This is a genomic window from Streptomyces narbonensis, from assembly GCF_014649015.1.
In the GTDB taxonomy this organism is placed as follows: domain Bacteria; phylum Actinomycetota; class Actinomycetes; order Streptomycetales; family Streptomycetaceae; genus Streptomyces; species Streptomyces narbonensis.
On sequence record NZ_BMSF01000010.1, the window covers coordinates 25,525 to 44,000 of the forward strand.

Genomic DNA, 18,476 nt, shown 5'->3' on the forward strand with positions numbered 1-18,476 from the left:
ACACGAAAGATCCTCGCGAATGTCACCGTTCCGTCCCGATCGGCGTGCTAAGGCGACGGAAAGACGGCCTGGTGACGAAAGGGGCGGGGGGAGACGAGGGGGAAGCCCCGACGGCACGCCGGGCTCACCTCAGCGCCGAACCGGCCTTCCAGTGGACCCAGTCCATGTTCCAGCCGCCGAGTCCGTTGTCGGGAGCGACCTTCCGGTCCTTGGAGTTGACCACCTCGACCACGTCGCCGATGAGCGTCCGGTCGAAGAACCACCCCGCCGGGGAGTCCGCGCTCCCGCCCTTCTCGTCCCGCAGTCCCACACAGCCGTGGCTGACGTTGGCCGAGCCGAAGGTGCCGGGCGAGGCCCAGTAGTTGCCGTGCAGGAAGGTCCCCGACTCGGTGAGCCGCATCGCGTGCGGGACGTCCTTGATGTCGTACTCGCCGCCGAAGCCGACCGTCCGCCCGTCCATCCGCGTCACGTCGTACAGCTCCGTGACCACCATCTTGCCGTTGTACGTGGTGGTCTTCGGCGCGCCCGCGGTGATCGGCACCGTGGCGAGGACCTCGCCGTCCCTGCGGACCTCCATCGTGTGCGCGGCGGCGTCGACGACGGAGACCTGGGAGCGGCCGACCGTGAAGCCGACCTTCTTGCGCTGGATGCCGTACACGCCGGGTGCGCCCTCGACGTCGCGGAGCGCGAGCTCCACGGTCACCTTCGTGCCCGGCTGCCAGTACGCGGCGGGGCGGAAGTCGAGCCGCTCCTTGCCGAACCAGTGGCCGACGACCTCGACCGGCGGGTCCGAGGTGATGCGCACGGCGCGCTCGACGTCGTCGCGGTTCTCGATCGGCCGGTTGAAGGAGAAGGAGACGATCATGCCGGTGCCGACAGTGGAACGGTTCTCCGGCTTGAAGTAGCCGATGAACCGGCTCTCCGGCACCACGGTGGTGAAGGTGGTGTGCCGGGCCGAGCGGCGGCCGTGGGCATCGAGCGCGACGGCGTCCACGCTGTACTTGGCGGCCAGCGCGAGCCGGGCGTCGGCCCGGGGCCGCCAGCGCAGCCCGTCCGCCGAGATCTCGCCGGGCACCCGGGTCCGCTGGGCGTCCTCGACCTGGACGACCGTCACCCGTTCGAGCCGCCCGCTGTCCACCCGTACCTCGACGGGGCCCTCGGCCGGCACCCCCCGGCTGCCGTCCTCCGGACTCACCCGGATGACGTCCCCGGGGGCCCGCGCCTTGCCCGGCAGGGAGATGTCGACGCCCCCCTCACCGTCCGTTCCTGTGCAGCCCGCGAGGCCCGCCATCAGTCCCGCCACCGCGAGGGCGTACCTCGCCCGCTTCCATACACGATTCACGCTCGGCCCAACGACAGCCCCCCTCCAGGGGAAACGTGCGTGCGGGCCATGTTGGGAGCACGGCCGTGCGGGCAGAACAGGGGGGACGACGGGAAAGAACTACGCGCGGGAGCGGCGGCCGGGACGCCGCCGCTCCCCCGGGTGCGGGCCCCACGAGCCCCACGAGCCGCGGGAGGCCGGGACGGTGTCGAGCGCAGCCGAGCAGGAGGCGGTACAGGAACATGCCCTGGAGCGGGCCCGACCGCCCGTCTGGCCGGGGGCGCCGACGCCGCTCGGCGCCCGGTGCCGGGTCGGGCCGGGCGGGGTGACGGGCACCAACTTCGCCCTGTGGGCGGGGGGTGCGGAGGCCGTGGAGCTGTGCCTCTTCGACGCGGACGGCACGGAGCGGCGGCTTCCGCTGACCGAGCTGACCCATGAGATCTGGCACGGTTTCGTGCCCGGGATCGGTGCCGGGCAGCGGTACGGCTACCGGGTGCACGGCCGCTGGGACCCGTGGACGGGTGCCCGCTGGAATCCGGCGAAGCTGCTCCTCGACCCGTACGCGCGTGCGGTCGAGGGCGACTTCTCGCTGCCGCCCGAGGTGTACGGGCACGTGCGGGACTGGCCGCAGCAGCACGTCGCCGACACCGTCCGCGACGACCGGGACTCCGCCCCGTACGTCCCCAAGGGGGTCGTCGTCCAGGACGACGACGACTGGTCGGACGACCGCAGGCCGAAGACCCCCTGGCAGGACTCGGTCATCTACGAGCTGCACGTGAAGGGATTCACCCAGCGCCACCCGGGCATCCCGGAGCGGCTCCGCGGCACGTACGCGGGGCTCGCCCACCCGGCGGCGATCGAGCACCTCGTACGGCTCGGTGTGACGGCCGTCGAGCTCCTGCCCGTCCACCAGTTCGCGCACGAGGACCATCTGCTGCGGCGCGGGCTGAGCAACTACTGGGGGTACAACTCCCTCGGCTACTTCGCCCCGCACGCGGCCTACTCGTCCTCGGGGACGACCGGGCAGCAGGTCGGCGAGTTCAAACGGATGGTGCGGGCGCTGCACGCGGCCGGCATCGAGGTCATCCTCGACGTCGTCTACAACCACACGGCGGAGGCGGGCGAGCTGGGCCCCACCCTCTCCCTCAAGGGCATCGACAACCGCGGCTACTACCGCCTCCAGTCCGACGCCCGCCGGTACGCCGACTACACGGGCTGCGGCAACACGCTGCACGTGGTGCAGCCGCAGGTGCTGCGCCTCATCACCGACAGCCTCCGCTACTGGGTGACGGAGATGGGTGTGGACGGCTTCCGCTTCGACCTGGCGGCCGCCCTGGCCCGCTCGATGCACGACGTCGACATGCTCTCCCCCTTCCTCGCGGTCATCGCCCAGGACCCGGTGCTCCGCCGGGTCAAACTCATCGCCGAGCCCTGGGACGTGGGCAACGGCGGCTACCAGGTGGGCGCCTTCCCGCCCCTGTGGACGGAGTGGAACGACCGCTACAGGGACGCCGTACGGGACTTCTGGCGGGGCGCGCTGCCCGATGTGCGGGACCTCGGCTACCGGCTCTCCGGCTCCAGCGACCTCTATGCCTGGGGCGGCCGGCGGCCGTACGCCTCGGTCAACTTCGTCACCGCCCACGACGGCTTCACCCTCCGGGACCTCGTCACGTACGAGCGGAAGCACAACGAGGCCAACGGCGAGGGGAACCGGGACGGCACCCACGACAACCGCTCCTGGAACTGCGGGACCGAGGGCGAGACCGACGACCCCGGCATCCAGGCGCTGCGCCTGCGCCAGCTCCGCAACCTCCTCACCACCCTCCTCCTGTCGACCGGGGTGCCGATGCTCGTCGCCGGCGACGAGATGGGACGCACGCAGGGCGGCAACAACAACGCGTACTGCCAGGACAACGAGATCGGCTGGCTCGACTGGTCGCTGCCGGACGACCCGGGGCGGGCCCAGCTCCTCGCCCTGACCCGCCGGCTGCTCGCCCTGCGCCACCGCCACCCGGTGCTGCGCCGCCGGGCCTTCTTCTCGGGGCGGGCACAGGGCGCGGACGGGCTGCGGGACCTCGCCTGGTTCGGCGCGGACGGGGCCGAGATGACGGAGCGGGACTGGTACGCGCCGACGGCGACGCTCGGCCTCTACCTCTCGGGCCGGGACATCCCGGGCCGGGACGAGCGCGGGGAGCAGATCACCGACGACAGCTTCCTCGCCGTCCTGCACGCCGGCCACACGCCGCTGGAGTTCCGGCTGCCGGGTCCGCCCTGGGCGGAGTCGTACGAGCTCCTCGTCGACACCACCCGGGAGGACCAGTCACGGGCGCCGGGCACGGTGCACCGGGGCGGCGGGACGATCACGGTGGGGGCGCGCTCGACGGTGCTGCTGCGGGTCAGGGAGTGAGCGGGCGGGCGGCTGTCAGGTGCGGCCCAGGATGCCCCGGTCGTATCCGGCGGCGACGGCGGCCGCCCGGTCCTTGACCCCCAGCTTGCCGTAGATGTGGGTGAGATGGGTCTTCACGGTGGCCTCGCTGATGAAGAGCTCGGCGGCGATGGCGCGGTTGGCGGTGCCCTTCGCGACGAGGCCGAGGATCTCGCTCTCCCGGGCGGAGAGGGTGGTGTCGGCGACCGGTGCGGGGGTGCGGACGGCGGTGACCAGGCGGGTGGCGACGGCCGGGGAGAGGACCGTGCGGCCCTCGGCGGCGGACCGGACGGCCGCGAACAGCTCCTCGCGCGGGGCGTCCTTGAGGAGGTAGCCGGTGGCGCCCGCCTCGATCGCCGGGAGGGTGTCGGTGTCCGTGTCGTACGTGGTGAGGACGAGGACCCGGGAGCGGGCGCCGCGGCGGGTGAGCTCGGCGATGGCGTCGACACCGCCGCCGCCGGGCATGCGCAGGTCCATGAGGACGACGTCCGGGTCGAGGCGCAGGGCGAGCTCGACGCCCTCGACGCCGCCGGAGGCCTCGCCGAGGACGCGGAAGCCGGAGCCGGCCGCGGCGAACATGCCGCGCAGGCCGTCCCGTACGACGGGGTGGTCGTCGACGATCAGCAGGGTGATGTCAGTCATGGCGCGCCCCAAGGTACGCGAGCGGAGATCGCCGTGCCCTCGCCCGGGGCGGCCTCCACGGTGACGGTGCCGGTGAGGCGTTCGGCGCGGGCCCGCATGCCGTCGAGGCCGAACCCGTGGCCCGTACCGGCGCGTTCGGGCGGAGCGAGCGGGTCGAAGCCGCGGCCGTCGTCCCGTACGTCGAGGGTGATCTCGTCGTCCATGTAGGACAGGGTGACGCCGGCCCGGGAGGCGCCGGAGTGGCGGGCGGCGTTGGACAGGGCCTCCTGCGCGATCCGCAGGAGGGTGGCGGCGACCTCGTCGTGGAGGGGCAGCTCTGTGCCGGTGACGGTGAACCGGGTGTCGACGCCGCTGCGTTCGGCCCAGTCGGCGACGGTCTTGCGCAGGGCCTCGGGCAGGGTGTCGTGCTCCAGGGCGGCCGGGCCGAGGTTCCGGACGGAGCGGCGGGCCTCGCCGAGGCTCTCCCGGGCGAGCCCGGCCGCCCGCCGGAGGTGGGCGTCGGCGCGCTCGCGGTCGGGGGTGGCGCTCGCGGCCTGGAGCTGGGCGATGACGCCGGTGAGGCCCTGGGCGATGGTGTCGTGGATCTCGGCGGCGAGCCGGCGGCGCTCGTCGGCGACCCCGGCCTCCCTGGCCTGGAGGAGGAGCTGGGCCTGGAGGGCCGCGTTCTCGGCGAGCGCCTGTTCGAGGCGGGCGTTGGTGCGGCCGAGCTCGGCGATGGTGGCGGTGCGTTCGGCGGCCTTCTCGGCGTCCTTCGTGGCGAGGTGCGAGAAGCCCATGGCGAGGCAGGCGTTCAGGGCGAAGAGTCCGCCGAAGGCGAGCCACTGCATGAGGGAGGCGGGCGGCAGCCCTCCTGACTGGGAGCCGGCCATCGTCACGGCGGTGACGAGAAGCCCGGCATGGGCGAGACGGCGGGGCAGCAGATGGGTGGCGTCGAAGTAGCCGGCGCAGGCGTAGATCGCGAAGAAGGGATTGAGCCAGGTCAACGCGAAGGCGAGGGCGGTACGGAGGACGAAGTGGACGACGAGGGCGGGCCCCGGCGCCGCCGGCACGAGGACCGGTCCGGAGCCGTGCTGCTCGGGCCCCCACCCGATGGTCGCGACCACCCGGCGGCAGCGGAGGTCCCACACGACGTGGAGGAGGAGCGCCGCCGCCACCAGGGCACCGGCCGCCACCTTCTCCGTACGGTCCATGAACAGGTCCGCCGACGCCGCGGCGATCGCCGTGGCGAGGCCGAGCAGTCCGTACGGTCCCCATCTGAAGAACTGGCGCCAGCGCTCCTCGACGGTGGTGGCCACCCCGCCGCCCCCTCTCACTCACTCCCAGCGGAACCAGCGCGCCGCCGCGGCGGTCAGGCCCACCGTCCACGCGGCCATGACGGCGAGCGGGGCCCAGCCGGGCCAGCCGCCGGACATGGCCGTGTCGAGTGCCTGGGACGCGGCGCCGCACGGTGTGAGCTGCACGATCCGCTGCAGGGTATCCGGCATGGCCTGGACGGGCACCCAGACGCCCGCCGTGAACATGGTGGGGAAGAAGACGGCCGAACCGACGGCGGTGGCGATCTTCTGCGTGCGGGAGACCGCGCACACGGCGGCGCCGAGCGCGAGCCCGCCCGCGACGGCGAGGAGCAGGGCGAGGGCGTAGCCGGGGAGGTTCTCCGGCAGGGCGACGCCGAAGGCGAGCCGGCCGACGGAGATCACGAGCAGCGCGGAGACGAGCGCGCCGGCCGCGTGCAGGGCGAGCTGAGCGGTGAGCAGCGTCCCGGGGCGTACGGGGGTGGTGGACATCCGGCGCAGGATGCCGCGTTCGCGGTAGCCGGAGAGGACCGGGGGCATGGCCTGGATGCCGGACATGATCAGGGCGAACAGGACGGCGACGGGGACGTAGAGGTCGATGACCCGGCGTCCGCCGAGGTCTTCCGAGACCTCCCGGAAGGAGGGGATGAGACCGAGGATCGTGAGCAGGACCGTCGGGGAGATCACCACCCAGAACAGGGAGCCGGGTTCGCGGGCGAAGAGCCGGGCCTCGGTGCGCAGGACGGTACGGGTGGCGGTGGCGGCGCTCATCGGAGGTCGGCTCCTGTCAGGTCGAGGAAGGCGTCGTCGAGTGTGGCGTCGACGACGCGGAGCCCGGCGGCGGTGACGCCCCGGCGGGCCAGGAGGGAGACGAAGGCGGTGACGGTCTCGTCGGTGCCGTGGACGGCGGTCCGGCCGTCCTTCGTCTCCACCCCCGCGGCCCCGGGGAGCGCGCGCAGCTCCGCGGGGTCGAGCGGTGTGCGCGACGCGAAGGAGATCTCCTTGGCGGCCGACGACCGCCCGATGAGGCCGGCGGGGGTGTCGAGTGCGGCGACCCGGCCCCGGTCGATGACGGCGATCCGGTCGCAGAGGCGCTGGGCCTCCTCCATGAAGTGGGTGACGAGCAGGACGGTCACCCCGCTGTCCCTGATCGATTCGACGAGCTCCCAGGCCTCGCGGCGGGCGCGCGGGTCGAGCCCGGTGGTGAGTTCGTCGAGGACGACGACCTTCGGCCTGCCGATCAGGGCGAGGGCGATGAACAGCCGCTGTTTCTGGCCACCAGAGAGCTTCCCGAACCGGGTCCTCAGCTGCGGGAGCAGTCCGAGCCGCTCCGCGAGCTCGTGCCGGTCGGCGGGCCGCTCGTAGAAGGAGGCGTACAGGTCGAGCGCCTCGCGGACGGTCAGTTTCGGCTGGAGTTCGCTGTCCTGGAGTTGGACGCCGAGGACCCGGGTGACGTCGGCGCGCTGTGTGCCGGGGTCGTACCCGCAGACGCGCACCCGCCCCTCGTCGGGGGTCCGCAGTCCCCCGACGCACTCCACGGTGGTGGTCTTGCCGGCGCCGTTGGGCCCGAGGATCCCGAAGATCTCGCCCTCGCCGACGTCGAAGGAGACCCCGTCGACGACCTTCCGGTCGCCGTAGGTCTTGTGCAGTCCGCGCACCTCGATCGCTGTCATGGCCCAAGCCTCGCGATCCGGGCGGATCGCCGGTATCGGCCATCGCGCTCGAATCACCGTCAACCGATCGGTTGATGGCGGTACGACTTCCGGAGGGTGTGAGGTGCGGCCGAAAACCGGATGAGACGTGTCAGTGGTGAACCGTATGGTCGGACCTGATGCCCGAGAAACCCATGCCCCCAGAATCCGCCCCCGACCGCTCGGCGATACGGACACTGCTCCGGCTGTGGCCGTACGTCCGGCCCGTGCGGGTGCGGCTGTTCACCGCGGCGTTCGTCGCGATCGTCGCCTCCTGTCTGTCGCTCGTCATCCCGCTCGTCCTGAAGTGGATGGTCGACGGGCCCATCACCGACCGCGACCCGGGCGGTGTGTGGCTGGGGGCGCTCTACCTCCTGCTGCTCGGCATCGCCGAGGCCGTCCTCTTCGGGTACCGGCGCTGGCTGGTGGCGCGGCCGCTCTCCGGGGTCGAGGCGCGGATGCGGTCCGATCTGTACCGCAGGCTCCAGCGGCTGCCGATCTCCTTCCACGACCGGTGGGCGTCGGGGCAGCTGCTCTCGCGCGGCACGACCGATCTCATGCTGGTCCGGATGTTCCTGGCCTTCCCGCTGACCTTCCTGCTGGTCAACGGCGTGACGATCCTGGCCGGTTATGTGCTGCTGCTCGCCCAGGACTGGTCGCTCGGCCTTGTGCTGCTGACGCCCGTGGTGCCGCTGGTGATCGTGTGCTCGCTCTTCGAGCGCCGGTACGGGGCCGTGGCGCGGCGCGCCCAGGACCAGGTCGGCGACCTGACGACGGTCGTCGAGGAGAGCGTCCTCGGCATCCGGATCGTCAAGGGCTTCGGCCGGAACCGCAGCCAGGCGCGGGCCTTCCGCGACCTCGCCGGACAGCTGCGCGGCACGGAGCTGGTCAAGGCCCGGCTGCTCGCCATGATCTGGGCGGTCATCACGGTCGTACCGGAGCTGGCCATCGGGGCGGCACTGGTCATCGGCACGGTGCAGGTCGCGGACGGGGACCTGTCGGCGGGCACGCTCGTCGCGTTCCTGTCGACGGCACTCGCGCTGCGCTGGCCGGTCGAGTCGATCGGCTTCCTGCTCGCGATGAGCCAGGAGGCGGCGACCGCGACGGAACGGTACTTCGAGGTGATGGACGCCGACGAGGAGCCGGAGACGACCGCGCCCTCGGCCCCGGCCGACGGCTCGGGCGGGGTGCGGTTCGAGAACGTCTCCTTCCACTACCCGGACGCCCCGGAGGGGTCCCCGCCCGTCCTGGACGGCATCGACCTCCACATCCGCCCGGGCGAGACCCTGGCCCTGGTCGGCGGCACCGGGTCCGGGAAGACGACGCTCACCGCGCTCGTACCGCGCCTGCACGAGGCGACCGGCGGGCGGATCCTGCTGGACGGCGAGGACATCGCTCTGATGGAGCGGGAGCGGCTGCGGACCCTGGTGTCGATGGCCTTCGAGGAGCCGACGCTCTTCTCGGCGAGCATCGGGGAGAACGTCCTGATGGGCGCCGAGGCCGGGGCAGGCGAGCCGGAGCTGCGGCGCGCCCTCGGCGTGGCCCAGGCCGACGGCTTCGTGGACCGGCTGCCGGAGGGCTCCGCGACACAGGTGGGCGAGCAGGGACTGAGCCTGTCGGGCGGTCAGCGGCAGCGGCTCGCGCTGGCGCGCGCCGTGGTCGGCAGGCCCCGCTTCCTGGTCCTCGACGACCCGCTCTCGGCGCTCGACGTGCACACGGAGGCGCGGGTGGAGGCGGCCCTGCGGGAGGTGCTCCGCGAGACGACGGCACTGGTCGTGGCGCACCGCCCGTCGACGGTGATGCTGGCCGACCGGGTCGCGCTGCTGTCCCGCGGCCGCATCACCGCCGTGGGCACCCATCAGGAACTGCTGCGGAGCAGCGAGGAGTACGCCTGGCTGATGTCCGGCGAAGACGAGGGGAACGAACACCGATGACGGACACGACCGTCGCGACGAAGAGCGATCCCCCGGCCTCGCTCCCCGAGGCACCGCCCACGGACCCCTTCGACCGCGACGACCTGCCGGCGCCCGAGGGCGCGACGGGCGGGCTGCTGCGTTCCCTCCTCGCCACCCACCGGCTGCGGGTCACGGCCGCCGCGCTCGTCCTCCTCCTCAAGGAGGCGGCGGTCCAGGCGGGCCCGCTGCTTGTCGCGTACGCCATCGACCGGGGCGTCCCGGCCTTCCGCGCGGGCGACCACGGCCCGGTGGTGGCGGTCGCGCTCGGCTACCTCCTGTGCGCCGCGCTCTCGGGCCTCCTCCAGTACGCCTTCGTACGGGTGGCGGCCCGCGTCAACCAGGACGTGCTGCTCGACCTCCGGGGCCGGATCTTCCGCCACGCCCAGGTCCTGAGCGTGGACTTCCACGAGCGCTACACCTCGGGCCGGCTGATCTCCCGCTCCACGACGGACGTCGAGTCGCTGCGCGAGTTGCTCTCGGAGGGACTCCAGGAGCTGATCGGGGTGGTCCTCTCCTTCGTCTCCATCGCCGTGATCCTCCTCTGGCTGGACCTGGGCATCGGAGCGGTGGCCGTGGTGTCCTTCGTCCCGCTGTACCTCCTGGTGCGGCTCTACCGCCGCCGCGCGGGCACGGTCTACGCGGAGCGGTCCACGGCGATCGCGGGCGTGATCGTGAAGTTCGCGGAGACGATGAACGGCATCCGCCCGGTCAGGGCGTTCCGCCGTGAGCAGCAGAACGACGCCGAGTTCTCGGTACTGAACCACCGCCACGAGCGCAGCAACGGCGACGCGCTCCTGGAGATGGCCCGCTACGTGGTCGGTTCACGGCTCGTGGCGAACACGGCGGTGGCGGGCATGGTCCTGTGGGGGGCCTATCGGGTCGCGGGCGGCACGCTGGAGCTGGGTGTCCTGGCGGCGGCGGTGCTGTACATGCGGCGCCTGTACGACCCGATCGACCGCCTGGGCATGTTCCTCAACTCGTACGAGTCGGCGGCGGCCAGCCTCACCAAGATCGCGGGCCTGCTGGCGCAGGAGCCGGGGGTCCCGGAGACGACGGCCCCGAAGGAGCTGCCGGACCGCGCGCACACTCCGGGCCGCGAGGTGGTCTTCGAGAAGGTCCGCTTCGCCTACCGGACGGGCGGCGAGGTGCTGCCCACGTTCGACCTGCGGATCCCGGCGGGTCAGACGGTGGCAGTGGTGGGCGCGACAGGAGCGGGGAAGTCGACGCTGGCCAAGCTCCTGGCCCGCTTCTACGACCCGACGGACGGCCGGGTGCTCCTGGACGGCGTCGACCTCAGGGACCTGACGACCCCCACGCTCCGCCGCGGCGTGGTGATGGTGACCCAGGAGGCGTTCCTCTTCTCCGGGACGGTGGCGGAGAACATCGCCATCGGCCGCCCGGACGCGACCCGCGAGGAGATCGAGCAGGCGGCGAAGGCCATCGGGGCCCACGAGTTCATCACGGCCCTCCCGGACGGCTACGACACGGACGTGCGCAAGCGCGGCGGCCGGATCTCGGCCGGGCAGCGCCAACTGGTGGCGTTCGCGAGGGCACTTCTCGCGGACCCGGCGGTCCTCATCCTGGACGAGGCGACGAGCTCGCTGGACGTGCCGGGCGAGCGGGCGGTGCAGCGGGCGATGGACACGGTCCTGGCGGGCCGTACGGCGGTGGTCATCGCCCACCGCCTGTCGACGGTGGAGGTGGCGGACCGGGTCATCGTCATGGAGTCGGGCAGGATCGTCGAGGACGGCACGCCCAGGACCCTGGTCTCGGGCGAGGGCCACTACGCGGGCCTGCACAAGGCATGGCGGGACAGTCTGGTGGGCTGACGAGAACCACTGCGGCACCGGTCCACCGGCGGGAGTGGGGGACGTGGAGGGGGTCGTGTTCGGGACGTAAAGCGTGATTTGTGGCGCAGAGAGACGTGAGGCCATGCGGCACCCGAGGGCGCCGTAAATCATGCAGTCCCGAACGCGACCCCCGGAACGTCCCCCACGCACTCAGGAACGCCCCCGCAACAACCCGACCGCCAACAAGCCGGCGAGGACCATCAACACGGCAGCCCCCAAGGCGGCACCCCCCATGGCCTCGACGAAGGCACCACGGGCGGCATCGAGAACACCCGCGGGCCCCGACAGCGCACCCCCCAACGTCTCCCGAGCGGCGGCGGGGGCCGAGGACGGCATCGCCGCGGTGTAGACGGCCGCCCCGATGGACCCGAGGATCGCCATCCCGAGCGCCCCGCCCAGCTCCTGCCCCGATTCGAGGACGGCGGCGGCCGACCCGGCGCGCTCGGGCGGCGCGGCGCCGAGGGCGAGTTCGTTGGCGAGGGTCATGGCGGAGACGAGCCCGGCGGCGTAGACGGCGCCGGCCACGAGGACCGCCCAGAAGGGCGTGGTGCGGTCGATCGCGGCGAGCCAGGCGAAGCCTCCGGCGGATACGAGGAACCCGCCGCCCATGACGTACGCCCGATCGACCCGCCGGGCGAGCATCGCGGCCAGGGGCGCGGCGACGAGGACGCCGAGGGCGGGTACGAGGCTCCACAGTGCGGCTTCGAAGGGGCTCTGGCCGAGGACGGACTGCAGGTACTGGGTGAGGAAGACGGCGAAGCCGACGGTGGCGACCATGGCGAGCAGGTTGACGAGGACGGAGCCGCCGTAGGCCCGGGTACGGATCAGGGCGAGGTCGACCATGGGGTGGGCGAGCCGGGCCTGGCGGCGGACGAAGACGAGGCAGAGCAGCAGTCCACCGGTCACCCCGAGAGCGGGCAGCGGCGCCCAGCCGTCCTTGGCGAGCTCCTTGATCCCGTAGATCAGGGGCAGCAGCGCGGCGAGCGAGATCCCGCCGCTCACCAGGTCGAACGGCCCACGGCCGGCGGCCGCCGCCTTGGACTCGGGAAGCAGCAGGGGCCCGAGGACGAGGAGGAGCGCCATGGCGGGGAGGTTGATCAGGAAGACGGACCCCCACCAGAAGTGCTCGACGAGGGCGCCGCTGACGACGGGCCCGAGGGAGATGCCGCTCGCCATGACGGAGGTCCATGCGGTGACGGCCTTGGCGCGCTGGGCGGGGTCCTGGAAGAGGTTGCGGATGAGGGCGAGGGTCGCGGGCATGAGACAGGCGCCGGCGAGGCCGAGGAGTCCGCGGGCGGCGATGAGGGCGCCGGGGCTGTGGGCGTAGGCGGCGGCGACGGAGGCGACGCCGAAGAGGGCGGCGCCGCCGAGGAGGAGCCGTCGGCGGCCGACGCGGTCGCCGAGGGCGCCCATGGTGACGAGGAGTCCGGCGAGGACGAAGCCGTAGGTGTCGAGGATCCAGAGCTGTTCGGTGGCTCCGGGGGCGAGGTCGGCGCTGATGGAGGGGATGGCGAAGTAGAGGACGGAGACGTCCATGGAGACGAGGAGCAGGGGCAGCATGAGGACGCCGAGGGCGGTCCACTCGCGCCGTCCGGCGCGGGCGGGTCCGGGTCCGGCGGTGTCGTGGCCGGGGCTTGCGGTGAGTGTCATGCGAGCAAGGAAGCAGCGCCGGGCGTACGGGGCCACTCCCGCCCTAGTACACCGTCGGAGGACCCCCTGGGATCCCAACTCCCGCAAGGCGTACGGCGTCCCGACCGCACTAGTACACTCCGCCCGGTGACGAACGAGCCGCCCTACCTCGCCATCGCCGCCGAGCTCCGCCGCCGCATCCGGTCCGGCGAGCTGTCGCCGGGCGACCGGGTGCCGTCGACACGGGCGGTCACGCGGGAGTGGGGCGTGGCGATGGCGACGGCCACGAAGGCGCTGGGGGTGCTGCGTCAGGAGGGGCTGGTGCGGCCGGAGCCGGGCGTGGGCACGGTGGTCGTCGCACGGACGAGAGCGGGCACAGGGCCGGGCACGGGATCAGGCAAGGGGTCGGGCGCCGGCCCGGACACGGAGCCGCTGTCGCGGGAGCGACTGGTGGCGGCGGCGCTGGAACTCGCCGACGCCGAGGGGCTGAACGCGCTCACGATGCGCCGGGTGGCGACGGTGCTCGGGGTGTCGACGATGACGCTGTACCGCCATGTGCCGGGCAAGGCGGAGCTGGTGCGGCTGATGGCGGACGCGGCCTGCGGGGAGGTGCCGTTGGGGCCGGTGCCGCCGGAGTGGCGGGTGGGTCTGGAGCGGGGGGCGCGGTGGCTGCGCGGGGTGTACGCGCGGCACCGGTGGATGGCGCACGCGATGGCCTCGTTCACGCGGCCGGTCGCGACGCGGAACGCGATGGCGTACACGGAGTGGGTGCTGCGGTCGCTGCGGGGCACTCCGCTGACGCACACGGAGAAGCTGCACGCCCATCTGCTGATCTTCGCCTACGTCCAGGGGCTGTCGATGGCGGACGACCTGGAGGAGCAGGCGCGGCAGGACACGGGGATCTCCGACGGCGAGTGGATGGAACAGAATGAGCCACGCTTCGACGCGATCCAGGCGGGCGGTTCCTACCCCGAGCTGAACTCGGTCACGAGTGGCGGCGGCTTCGGTCTGGACCTCGACGCGCTCTTCGAATTCGGACTTCAGCGAACACTGGACGGCATCGCGTCCATGATCGACGAAACGTCCGGTTAACGAACACGGACGTACGGGCAGCGGACGAGTTCCGGCCAACTTGCCGTCGCCCTCATGACAGGTACCCGTCAGTCCTGTCACTCTCTCCCCGGTTCTTCGCATCACTGTTCGCCGCTTCACCCGAACGTGCTGCACAGCTCCGAAGGTGCTCCACAGCTTGCGCTCCACAGCTCTCCAGTTGCTCTGCCCGGACGGACCTCACCCAGTCCGCCGGTACCCCCCTCGCAAAAGGAGTCTGCGTGAGATCCACGCCCAGCCGTCGCGCCACCGCGACCGGCGCTCTGATCGCTGCCGCCGCCATGCTCGCCGTGAGCGTCCAGACCGGATCCGCCACGGCGGCCGACGCCCCCTGGACGATCGCCCCCAAGGCCCAGCAGGGCACCTCGGCGAACCCCGGCAAGCTCCCGGCCGACCTCACCCCCGCCGAGCGCACCGCGCTCATCAAGGCAGCCGACGCCGACAAGGCCGCCACGGCCAAGTCGCTCGGCCTCGGCGCCCAGGAGAAGCTGGTCGTCCGTGACGTCGTGCAGGACCGCGACGGCACGACCCACACGCGCTACGAGCGCACCTATGCCGGCCTGCCGGTCCTCGGCGGTGACCTGATCGTCGCCGAGACCAAGAGCGGCACGACCGCCTCGGTCACCAAGTCCTCCCGCGCGGAGCTGAAGAACGTCGACCTCGCGGCCACCGTCGCCCCGGCCGCCGCCGAGAAGCAGGCCGTCGGCCTCGCCGCGGCGGACGGCTCGAAGAAGACGGACGCCGAGCGCGCCCCGCGCAAGGTCGTCTGGATGGCCAAGGGCGCCCCCGTCCTCGCGTACGAGACCGTCGTCGGCGGCCTCCAGCACGACGGCACCCCGAACGAGCTGCACGTCGTGACGGACGCCAAGACCGGCGCGAAGCTGTACGAGTGGCAGGCCGTGCACAACGGCACGGGCAACACCCAGTACAGCGGCCAGGTGAACCTCGGCACCGCGCCCTCGTACACGCTGACCGACACGACCCGCGGCAACCACAAGACGTACAACCTCAACGGTGGTTCGTCCGGCACCGGGACGCTGTTCAGCAACACCACGGACGTCTGGGGCAACGGGACTCCGCAGAACAAGGAGACCGCGGGCGCCGACGCGCACTACGGCGCCGCGCTCACCTGGGACTACTACAAGAACGTGCACGGCCGCTCCGGCATCCGCGGTGACGGCGTCGGCGCGTACTCCCGGGTCCACTACGGCAACGCCTACGTCAACGCCTTCTGGCAGGACTCCTGCTTCTGCATGACGTACGGCGACGGCGCGGGCAACACCAAGCCGCTCACGTCCATCGACGTGGCCGCGCACGAGATGACGCACGGCCTCACGTCCGTCACCGCCGGCCTGGTCTACAGCGGCGAGTCCGGCGGCCTCAACGAGGCCACCTCGGACATCTTCGCGGCGGCCGTCGAGTTCTACGCCAACAACAGCCAGGACCAGGGCGACTACCTCGTCGGCGAGAAGATCGACATCCGCGGCAACGGCACGCCGCTGCGCTACATGGACAAGCCGAGCAAGGACGGCTCGTCCAAGGACTACTGGTACTCGGGCATCGGCAACGTCGACGTCCACTACTCCTCGGGTCCGGCGAACCACTGGTACTACCTGCTCTCCGAGGGCAGCGGCACCAAGACCGTCAACGGCGTGAACTACGACTCGCCGACCTCCGACGGCCTGCCCGTCACCGGCATCGGCCGGGACAAGGCCTCGCTGATCTGGTTCAAGGCGCTCACCACCAAATTCAACTCCTCCACCAACTACGCCGGCGCCCGCACGGGCACCGTCGCGGTGGCCACGGAGCTGTACGGCGCCAACAGCCCCGAGGTCCTCGCCGTCCAGCACGCCTGGGCCGGTGTGAACGTCGGTACCCGCCCGGGTGGCGGCGAGCCGCAGCCGGGCAAGGTCTTCGAGAACGCGGCCGACGTGTCCATCCCGGACAACGGCGCCGCGGTGACCTCGACGGTCAACGTCACCGGCATCGCCGGCAACGCCCCCTCCACCCTCAAGGTGGACGTGAACATCGTCCACACCTACCGCGGTGACCTCGTGGTCGACCTCGTCGCCCCCGACGGCTCGGCCTACAGCCTGAGCAACCGGTCCGGCGGCAGCGCCGACAACATCGTCCAGACCTACACCGTGAACGCCTCCTCGGAGGTCGCCAACGGCGCCTGGAAGCTCCGCGTCCAGGACAAGGCCTCGATCGACACCGGCTACATCAACAACTTCAAGCTGACCTTCCCGTAAGCGGGAAGGCCGCGGAGCCGCACGGCCCGCAGAGTCTGAAGTGACGTGACGGAGGTCCGGAGGGAACGTTCCCTCCGGACCTCCGTGCGTCTGCATACCCTGGTCACATGATCAGGGTGCTGCTGGCGGACGACGAGACGATGATCAGGGCGGGGGTCCGGGCCATCCTCACCACCGACCCCGGGATCGAGGTGGTCGCCGAGGCCGGCGACGGCCACGAGGCCGTCGAACTCGCCCGGCTGCACCGGCCCGACGTCGCCCTGCTCGACATCCGGATGCCCCGGCTCGACGGACTCGGCGCCGCCGCCGAGCTGCGCGGGACCCTCCCGGACACGGCGGCCGTCATGCTCACCACCTTCTCCGAGGACGCCTACATCGCCCGGGCGCTCGCCCTCGGCGTCAGCGGCTTCCTGCTCAAGTCCGGGGACCCGCGCGAACTCATCGCCGGGGTCCGGGCCGTGGCGGCCGGCGGCGCCGCCCTCTCCCCCGCCGTCGCCCGCCGGGTCATCGACACCCTCGGCGGCGAGCGCCTCGGCCGGGCCGCCGAGGCCCGGGCCCGCCTGGAACCGCTCACCGGCCGCGAGCGGGAGGTCGTCGGCCTCCTCGGCGCCGGGCTCTCCAACCAGGAGATCGCGGACCGCATGTACGTCGTCGAGGGCACCGTCAAGGCGCATGTGAGCGCCGTCCTGGCCCGCCTGGGGCTCCGCAACCGCGTCCAGCTCGCGGTCCTCGTGTACGAGGCGGGCATGGTCCCGGGCGACCCCACCGGGGCGCCGGATGCGTGAGCGCCTCTTCGACCTGGCGCTGTGGCTGCTGCTGTGCGTGCCGGTGCTGCTGAGGTCGGACCCCAACGACGGCGGGAGCTGGCCGGAGGTCGCCGTCGGCGTCGTGGTGCTCGGCGGCTGCGTCGCGGCCAGCAGGAGGTGGCCGCTGGTGCCGATCGCGGTGACGGTCGTGCTGAGCCTGCCCGCCACCCTGGAGCTGTTCACGCCCTCGTACAGCCTGGCCCTCGTCGCCTTCGGCTATCTCGCGGGGCGCCGCCAGGAGCACACCCGGGGCGCGCTGTGGCTGTTCGGCGCGGTCGCGGCAGTGGGGCTGCTCCTGACCCGGCTCACCGCCACCTCACTCGGCCAGTGGTTCACGCTGCTGCTCGCGCTGGCCCTGGCGATCGTCGCGCCGTGGCTGATCGGCCGCTACGTCCGCCAGTACGGCCGGCTCGTGCACAGCGGCTGGGAGCTCGCCGTCCGGATGGAGCGCGAGCAGGCGGCCGTCGCCGACCGGGAGCGGTTGCGGGAACGCTCCCGGATCGCGGGGGACATGCACGACTCCCTCGGACACGACCTGGCCCTGATCGCGGTCCGGGCGGGCGCCCTGGAGGTCGATCCGGCGCTCGGTCCCGACCAGCAGCACGCGGCCGGCGAACTGCGCCGCGCGGCGGCCGACGCGACGGCCCGCCTCCGGGACGTCATCGGCGTCCTGCGCCAGCCCGACGAGGACCCGGCGCCCACGGCCCCGGGCGGCGAGCCCGTCGAGGAGCTCGTCTCCCGCGCCCGCGCCTCGGGCCTCGCGGTCACCCTGACGGTGACCGGGGAGGGCCACGAGCCGGACGGGATGGCCGGCTGGGCGCTGCACCGCGTCGTCCGGGAGGCGCTCACGAACGCGGCCAAGCACGCGCCGGGCGGCAGCGTGGACGTCCGCGTCGACGCCGCCCCTGAGCGCGTCGCCGTGGACGTCGTGAGCGGTGCGGGCACGGCCGGGTCGCCGCTCGCCTCGGGAGGCACCGGCCTCGTCGGCCTCGACGAGCGCGTCCGGCTCGCGGGCGGGGTCCTGACCCACGGGCCCACGCCCGACGGGGGCTTCGCGGTCCGCGCGGTCCTGCCGCGCCGGACGCCCACCGGCGGCCCGGCCGCCACGCCCACTCCGGCCGCACCCACCTCGGCCCGGGAGCTGGACCGGGTCCGCCGCGAGGTCCGCAAGGGCCTCGCCCAGGCGATCTGGATCCCGCTCGCGCTGCTCGCCGCGCTCGGCCTGCTCATGGCCGGGGTCGCGCTGTGGACGCAGGCCCAGTCGTACCTGGAGCCGGACGACTACGGGCGGATGCGGATCGGTCAGACGCTCACGGCGATCACCGAGGCCGAGGACCTGCCCGACCATCCGCTGGACGGCCCGCCGAAGGGCGTCCCGGCGGAGCCGCCCGGCATGGACGAGTGCCGGTACTACCGCTCGACGCTGCTCGCCGCGGTGCCGGTGTACCGGCTCTGCTTCACCGCGGGGCACCTCGCCGACAAGGCCGAGGTGCCCTGACGTGC

Annotated in this window: 13 protein-coding genes; 7 read left to right on the forward strand and 6 right to left on the reverse strand. The window is 72.7% G+C overall.

What is annotated here, in order from left to right; all coding sequences use genetic code 11:
• Window positions 1-124: 124 nt before the first annotated feature.
• Entirely contained in the window at window positions 125-1,291 is a 1,167-nt protein-coding gene (locus IE124_RS20085; protein ID WP_229832657.1) for a L,D-transpeptidase, read from the reverse strand.
• A gap of 235 nt (window positions 1,292-1,526) precedes the next feature.
• Here IE124_RS20085 and glgX point away from each other — a divergent pair, with 235 nt between their 5' ends.
• Window positions 1,527-3,728, forward strand: a complete 2,202-nt coding sequence (gene glgX, locus IE124_RS20090; RefSeq protein ID WP_189509234.1) for a glycogen debranching protein GlgX — start codon at window positions 1,527-1,529, stop codon at window positions 3,726-3,728.
• 15 nt (window positions 3,729-3,743) lie between these two features.
• Here the strand turns inward: glgX and IE124_RS20095 are convergent, their stop codons facing one another.
• From IE124_RS20095 to IE124_RS20110, 4 genes are read right to left on the reverse strand one after another with little or no spacing between them, the layout of a single operon-like run.
• Entirely contained in the window at window positions 3,744-4,388 is a 645-nt protein-coding gene (locus IE124_RS20095; RefSeq protein ID WP_189509235.1) for a response regulator, read from the reverse strand.
• Window positions 4,385-5,683: a sensor histidine kinase gene (locus IE124_RS20100; RefSeq protein ID WP_189509236.1), complete on the reverse strand. Its 1,299-nt coding sequence runs from the start codon at window positions 5,681-5,683 to the stop codon at window positions 4,385-4,387. Before IE124_RS20100 ends, IE124_RS20095 begins: the two co-directional genes overlap by 4 nt.
• An 18-nt stretch (window positions 5,684-5,701) precedes the next feature.
• Window positions 5,702-6,451 (reverse strand): ABC transporter permease, encoded by a 750-nt coding sequence (locus tag IE124_RS20105; RefSeq protein WP_189509237.1) that lies wholly within the window; start codon window positions 6,449-6,451, stop codon window positions 5,702-5,704.
• A complete protein-coding gene (locus tag IE124_RS20110) occupies window positions 6,448-7,353 on the reverse strand; it encodes an ABC transporter ATP-binding protein (protein WP_189509238.1) in 906 nt (301 codons plus the stop codon). The genes IE124_RS20105 and IE124_RS20110 overlap by 4 nt, the downstream gene beginning before the upstream one ends.
• Window positions 7,354-7,511: 158 nt before the next feature.
• Between IE124_RS20110 and IE124_RS20115 the strand changes: the two genes are divergently transcribed.
• Together IE124_RS20115 and IE124_RS20120 are read left to right on the forward strand one after the other, a co-directional pair.
• On the forward strand, window positions 7,512-9,305 hold the full coding sequence (locus IE124_RS20115; RefSeq protein ID WP_189509239.1) for an ABC transporter ATP-binding protein: 1,794 nt from the start codon (window positions 7,512-7,514) through the stop codon (window positions 9,303-9,305).
• Complete coding sequence (locus tag IE124_RS20120; protein WP_189509240.1) at window positions 9,302-11,155, forward strand: ABC transporter ATP-binding protein; 1,854 nt, start codon at window positions 9,302-9,304, stop codon at window positions 11,153-11,155. Before IE124_RS20115 ends, IE124_RS20120 begins: the two co-directional genes overlap by 4 nt.
• A gap of 171 nt (window positions 11,156-11,326) precedes the next feature.
• Here the strand turns inward: IE124_RS20120 and IE124_RS20125 are convergent, their stop codons facing one another.
• Window positions 11,327-12,826, reverse strand: coding sequence for an MFS transporter (locus IE124_RS20125; protein WP_189509241.1), 1,500 nt, complete (start codon window positions 12,824-12,826; stop codon window positions 11,327-11,329).
• Window positions 12,827-12,952: 126 nt separating this feature from the next.
• Here IE124_RS20125 and IE124_RS20130 point away from each other — a divergent pair, with 126 nt between their 5' ends.
• The 4 genes from IE124_RS20130 (at window position 12,953) to IE124_RS20145 (ending at window position 18,471) form a co-directional block, all read left to right on the forward strand.
• Entirely contained in the window at window positions 12,953-13,897 is a 945-nt protein-coding gene (locus IE124_RS20130; protein WP_189509242.1) for a TetR/AcrR family transcriptional regulator C-terminal domain-containing protein, read from the forward strand.
• 239 nt (window positions 13,898-14,136) lie between these two features.
• Window positions 14,137-16,167, forward strand: a complete 2,031-nt coding sequence (locus IE124_RS20135) for a M4 family metallopeptidase (RefSeq protein ID WP_189509243.1) — start codon at window positions 14,137-14,139, stop codon at window positions 16,165-16,167.
• A 107-nt stretch (window positions 16,168-16,274) separates the two neighbouring features.
• Window positions 16,275-16,952, forward strand: a complete 678-nt coding sequence (locus IE124_RS20140) for a response regulator (RefSeq protein WP_189509244.1) — start codon at window positions 16,275-16,277, stop codon at window positions 16,950-16,952.
• The gene (locus IE124_RS20145; RefSeq protein ID WP_189509245.1) at window positions 16,945-18,471 is read left to right on the forward strand and encodes a sensor histidine kinase; all 1,527 of its coding nucleotides are present in this window, start codon (window positions 16,945-16,947) and stop codon (window positions 18,469-18,471) included. The genes IE124_RS20140 and IE124_RS20145 overlap by 8 nt, the downstream gene beginning before the upstream one ends.
• Window positions 18,472-18,476 lie beyond the last annotated feature (5 nt).

What these genes read in the sequence shown, in the direction of transcription:
- IE124_RS20110 (WP_189509238.1), bottom strand. Translation starts at nt 7,353, where the DNA reads ATGACAGCGATCGAGGTGCGCGGACTGCACAAGACCTACGGCGACCGG.
- IE124_RS20120 (WP_189509240.1), top strand. Translation starts at nt 9,302, where the DNA reads ATGACGGACACGACCGTCGCGACGAAGAGCGATCCCCCGGCCTCGCTC.
- IE124_RS20125 (WP_189509241.1), bottom strand. Translation starts at nt 12,826, where the DNA reads ATGACACTCACCGCAAGCCCCGGCCACGACACCGCCGGACCCGGACCC.
- IE124_RS20140 (WP_189509244.1), top strand. Translation starts at nt 16,275, where the DNA reads ATGATCAGGGTGCTGCTGGCGGACGACGAGACGATGATCAGGGCGGGG.
- IE124_RS20095 (WP_189509235.1), bottom strand. Translation starts at nt 4,388, where the DNA reads ATGACTGACATCACCCTGCTGATCGTCGACGACCACCCCGTCGTACGG.
- IE124_RS20115 (WP_189509239.1), top strand. Translation starts at nt 7,512, where the DNA reads ATGCCCGAGAAACCCATGCCCCCAGAATCCGCCCCCGACCGCTCGGCG.
- IE124_RS20145 (WP_189509245.1), top strand. Translation starts at nt 16,945, where the DNA reads ATGCGTGAGCGCCTCTTCGACCTGGCGCTGTGGCTGCTGCTGTGCGTG.
- IE124_RS20105 (WP_189509237.1), bottom strand. Translation starts at nt 6,451, where the DNA reads ATGAGCGCCGCCACCGCCACCCGTACCGTCCTGCGCACCGAGGCCCGG.
- IE124_RS20085 (WP_229832657.1), bottom strand. Translation starts at nt 1,291, where the DNA reads ATGGCGGGCCTCGCGGGCTGCACAGGAACGGACGGTGAGGGGGGCGTC.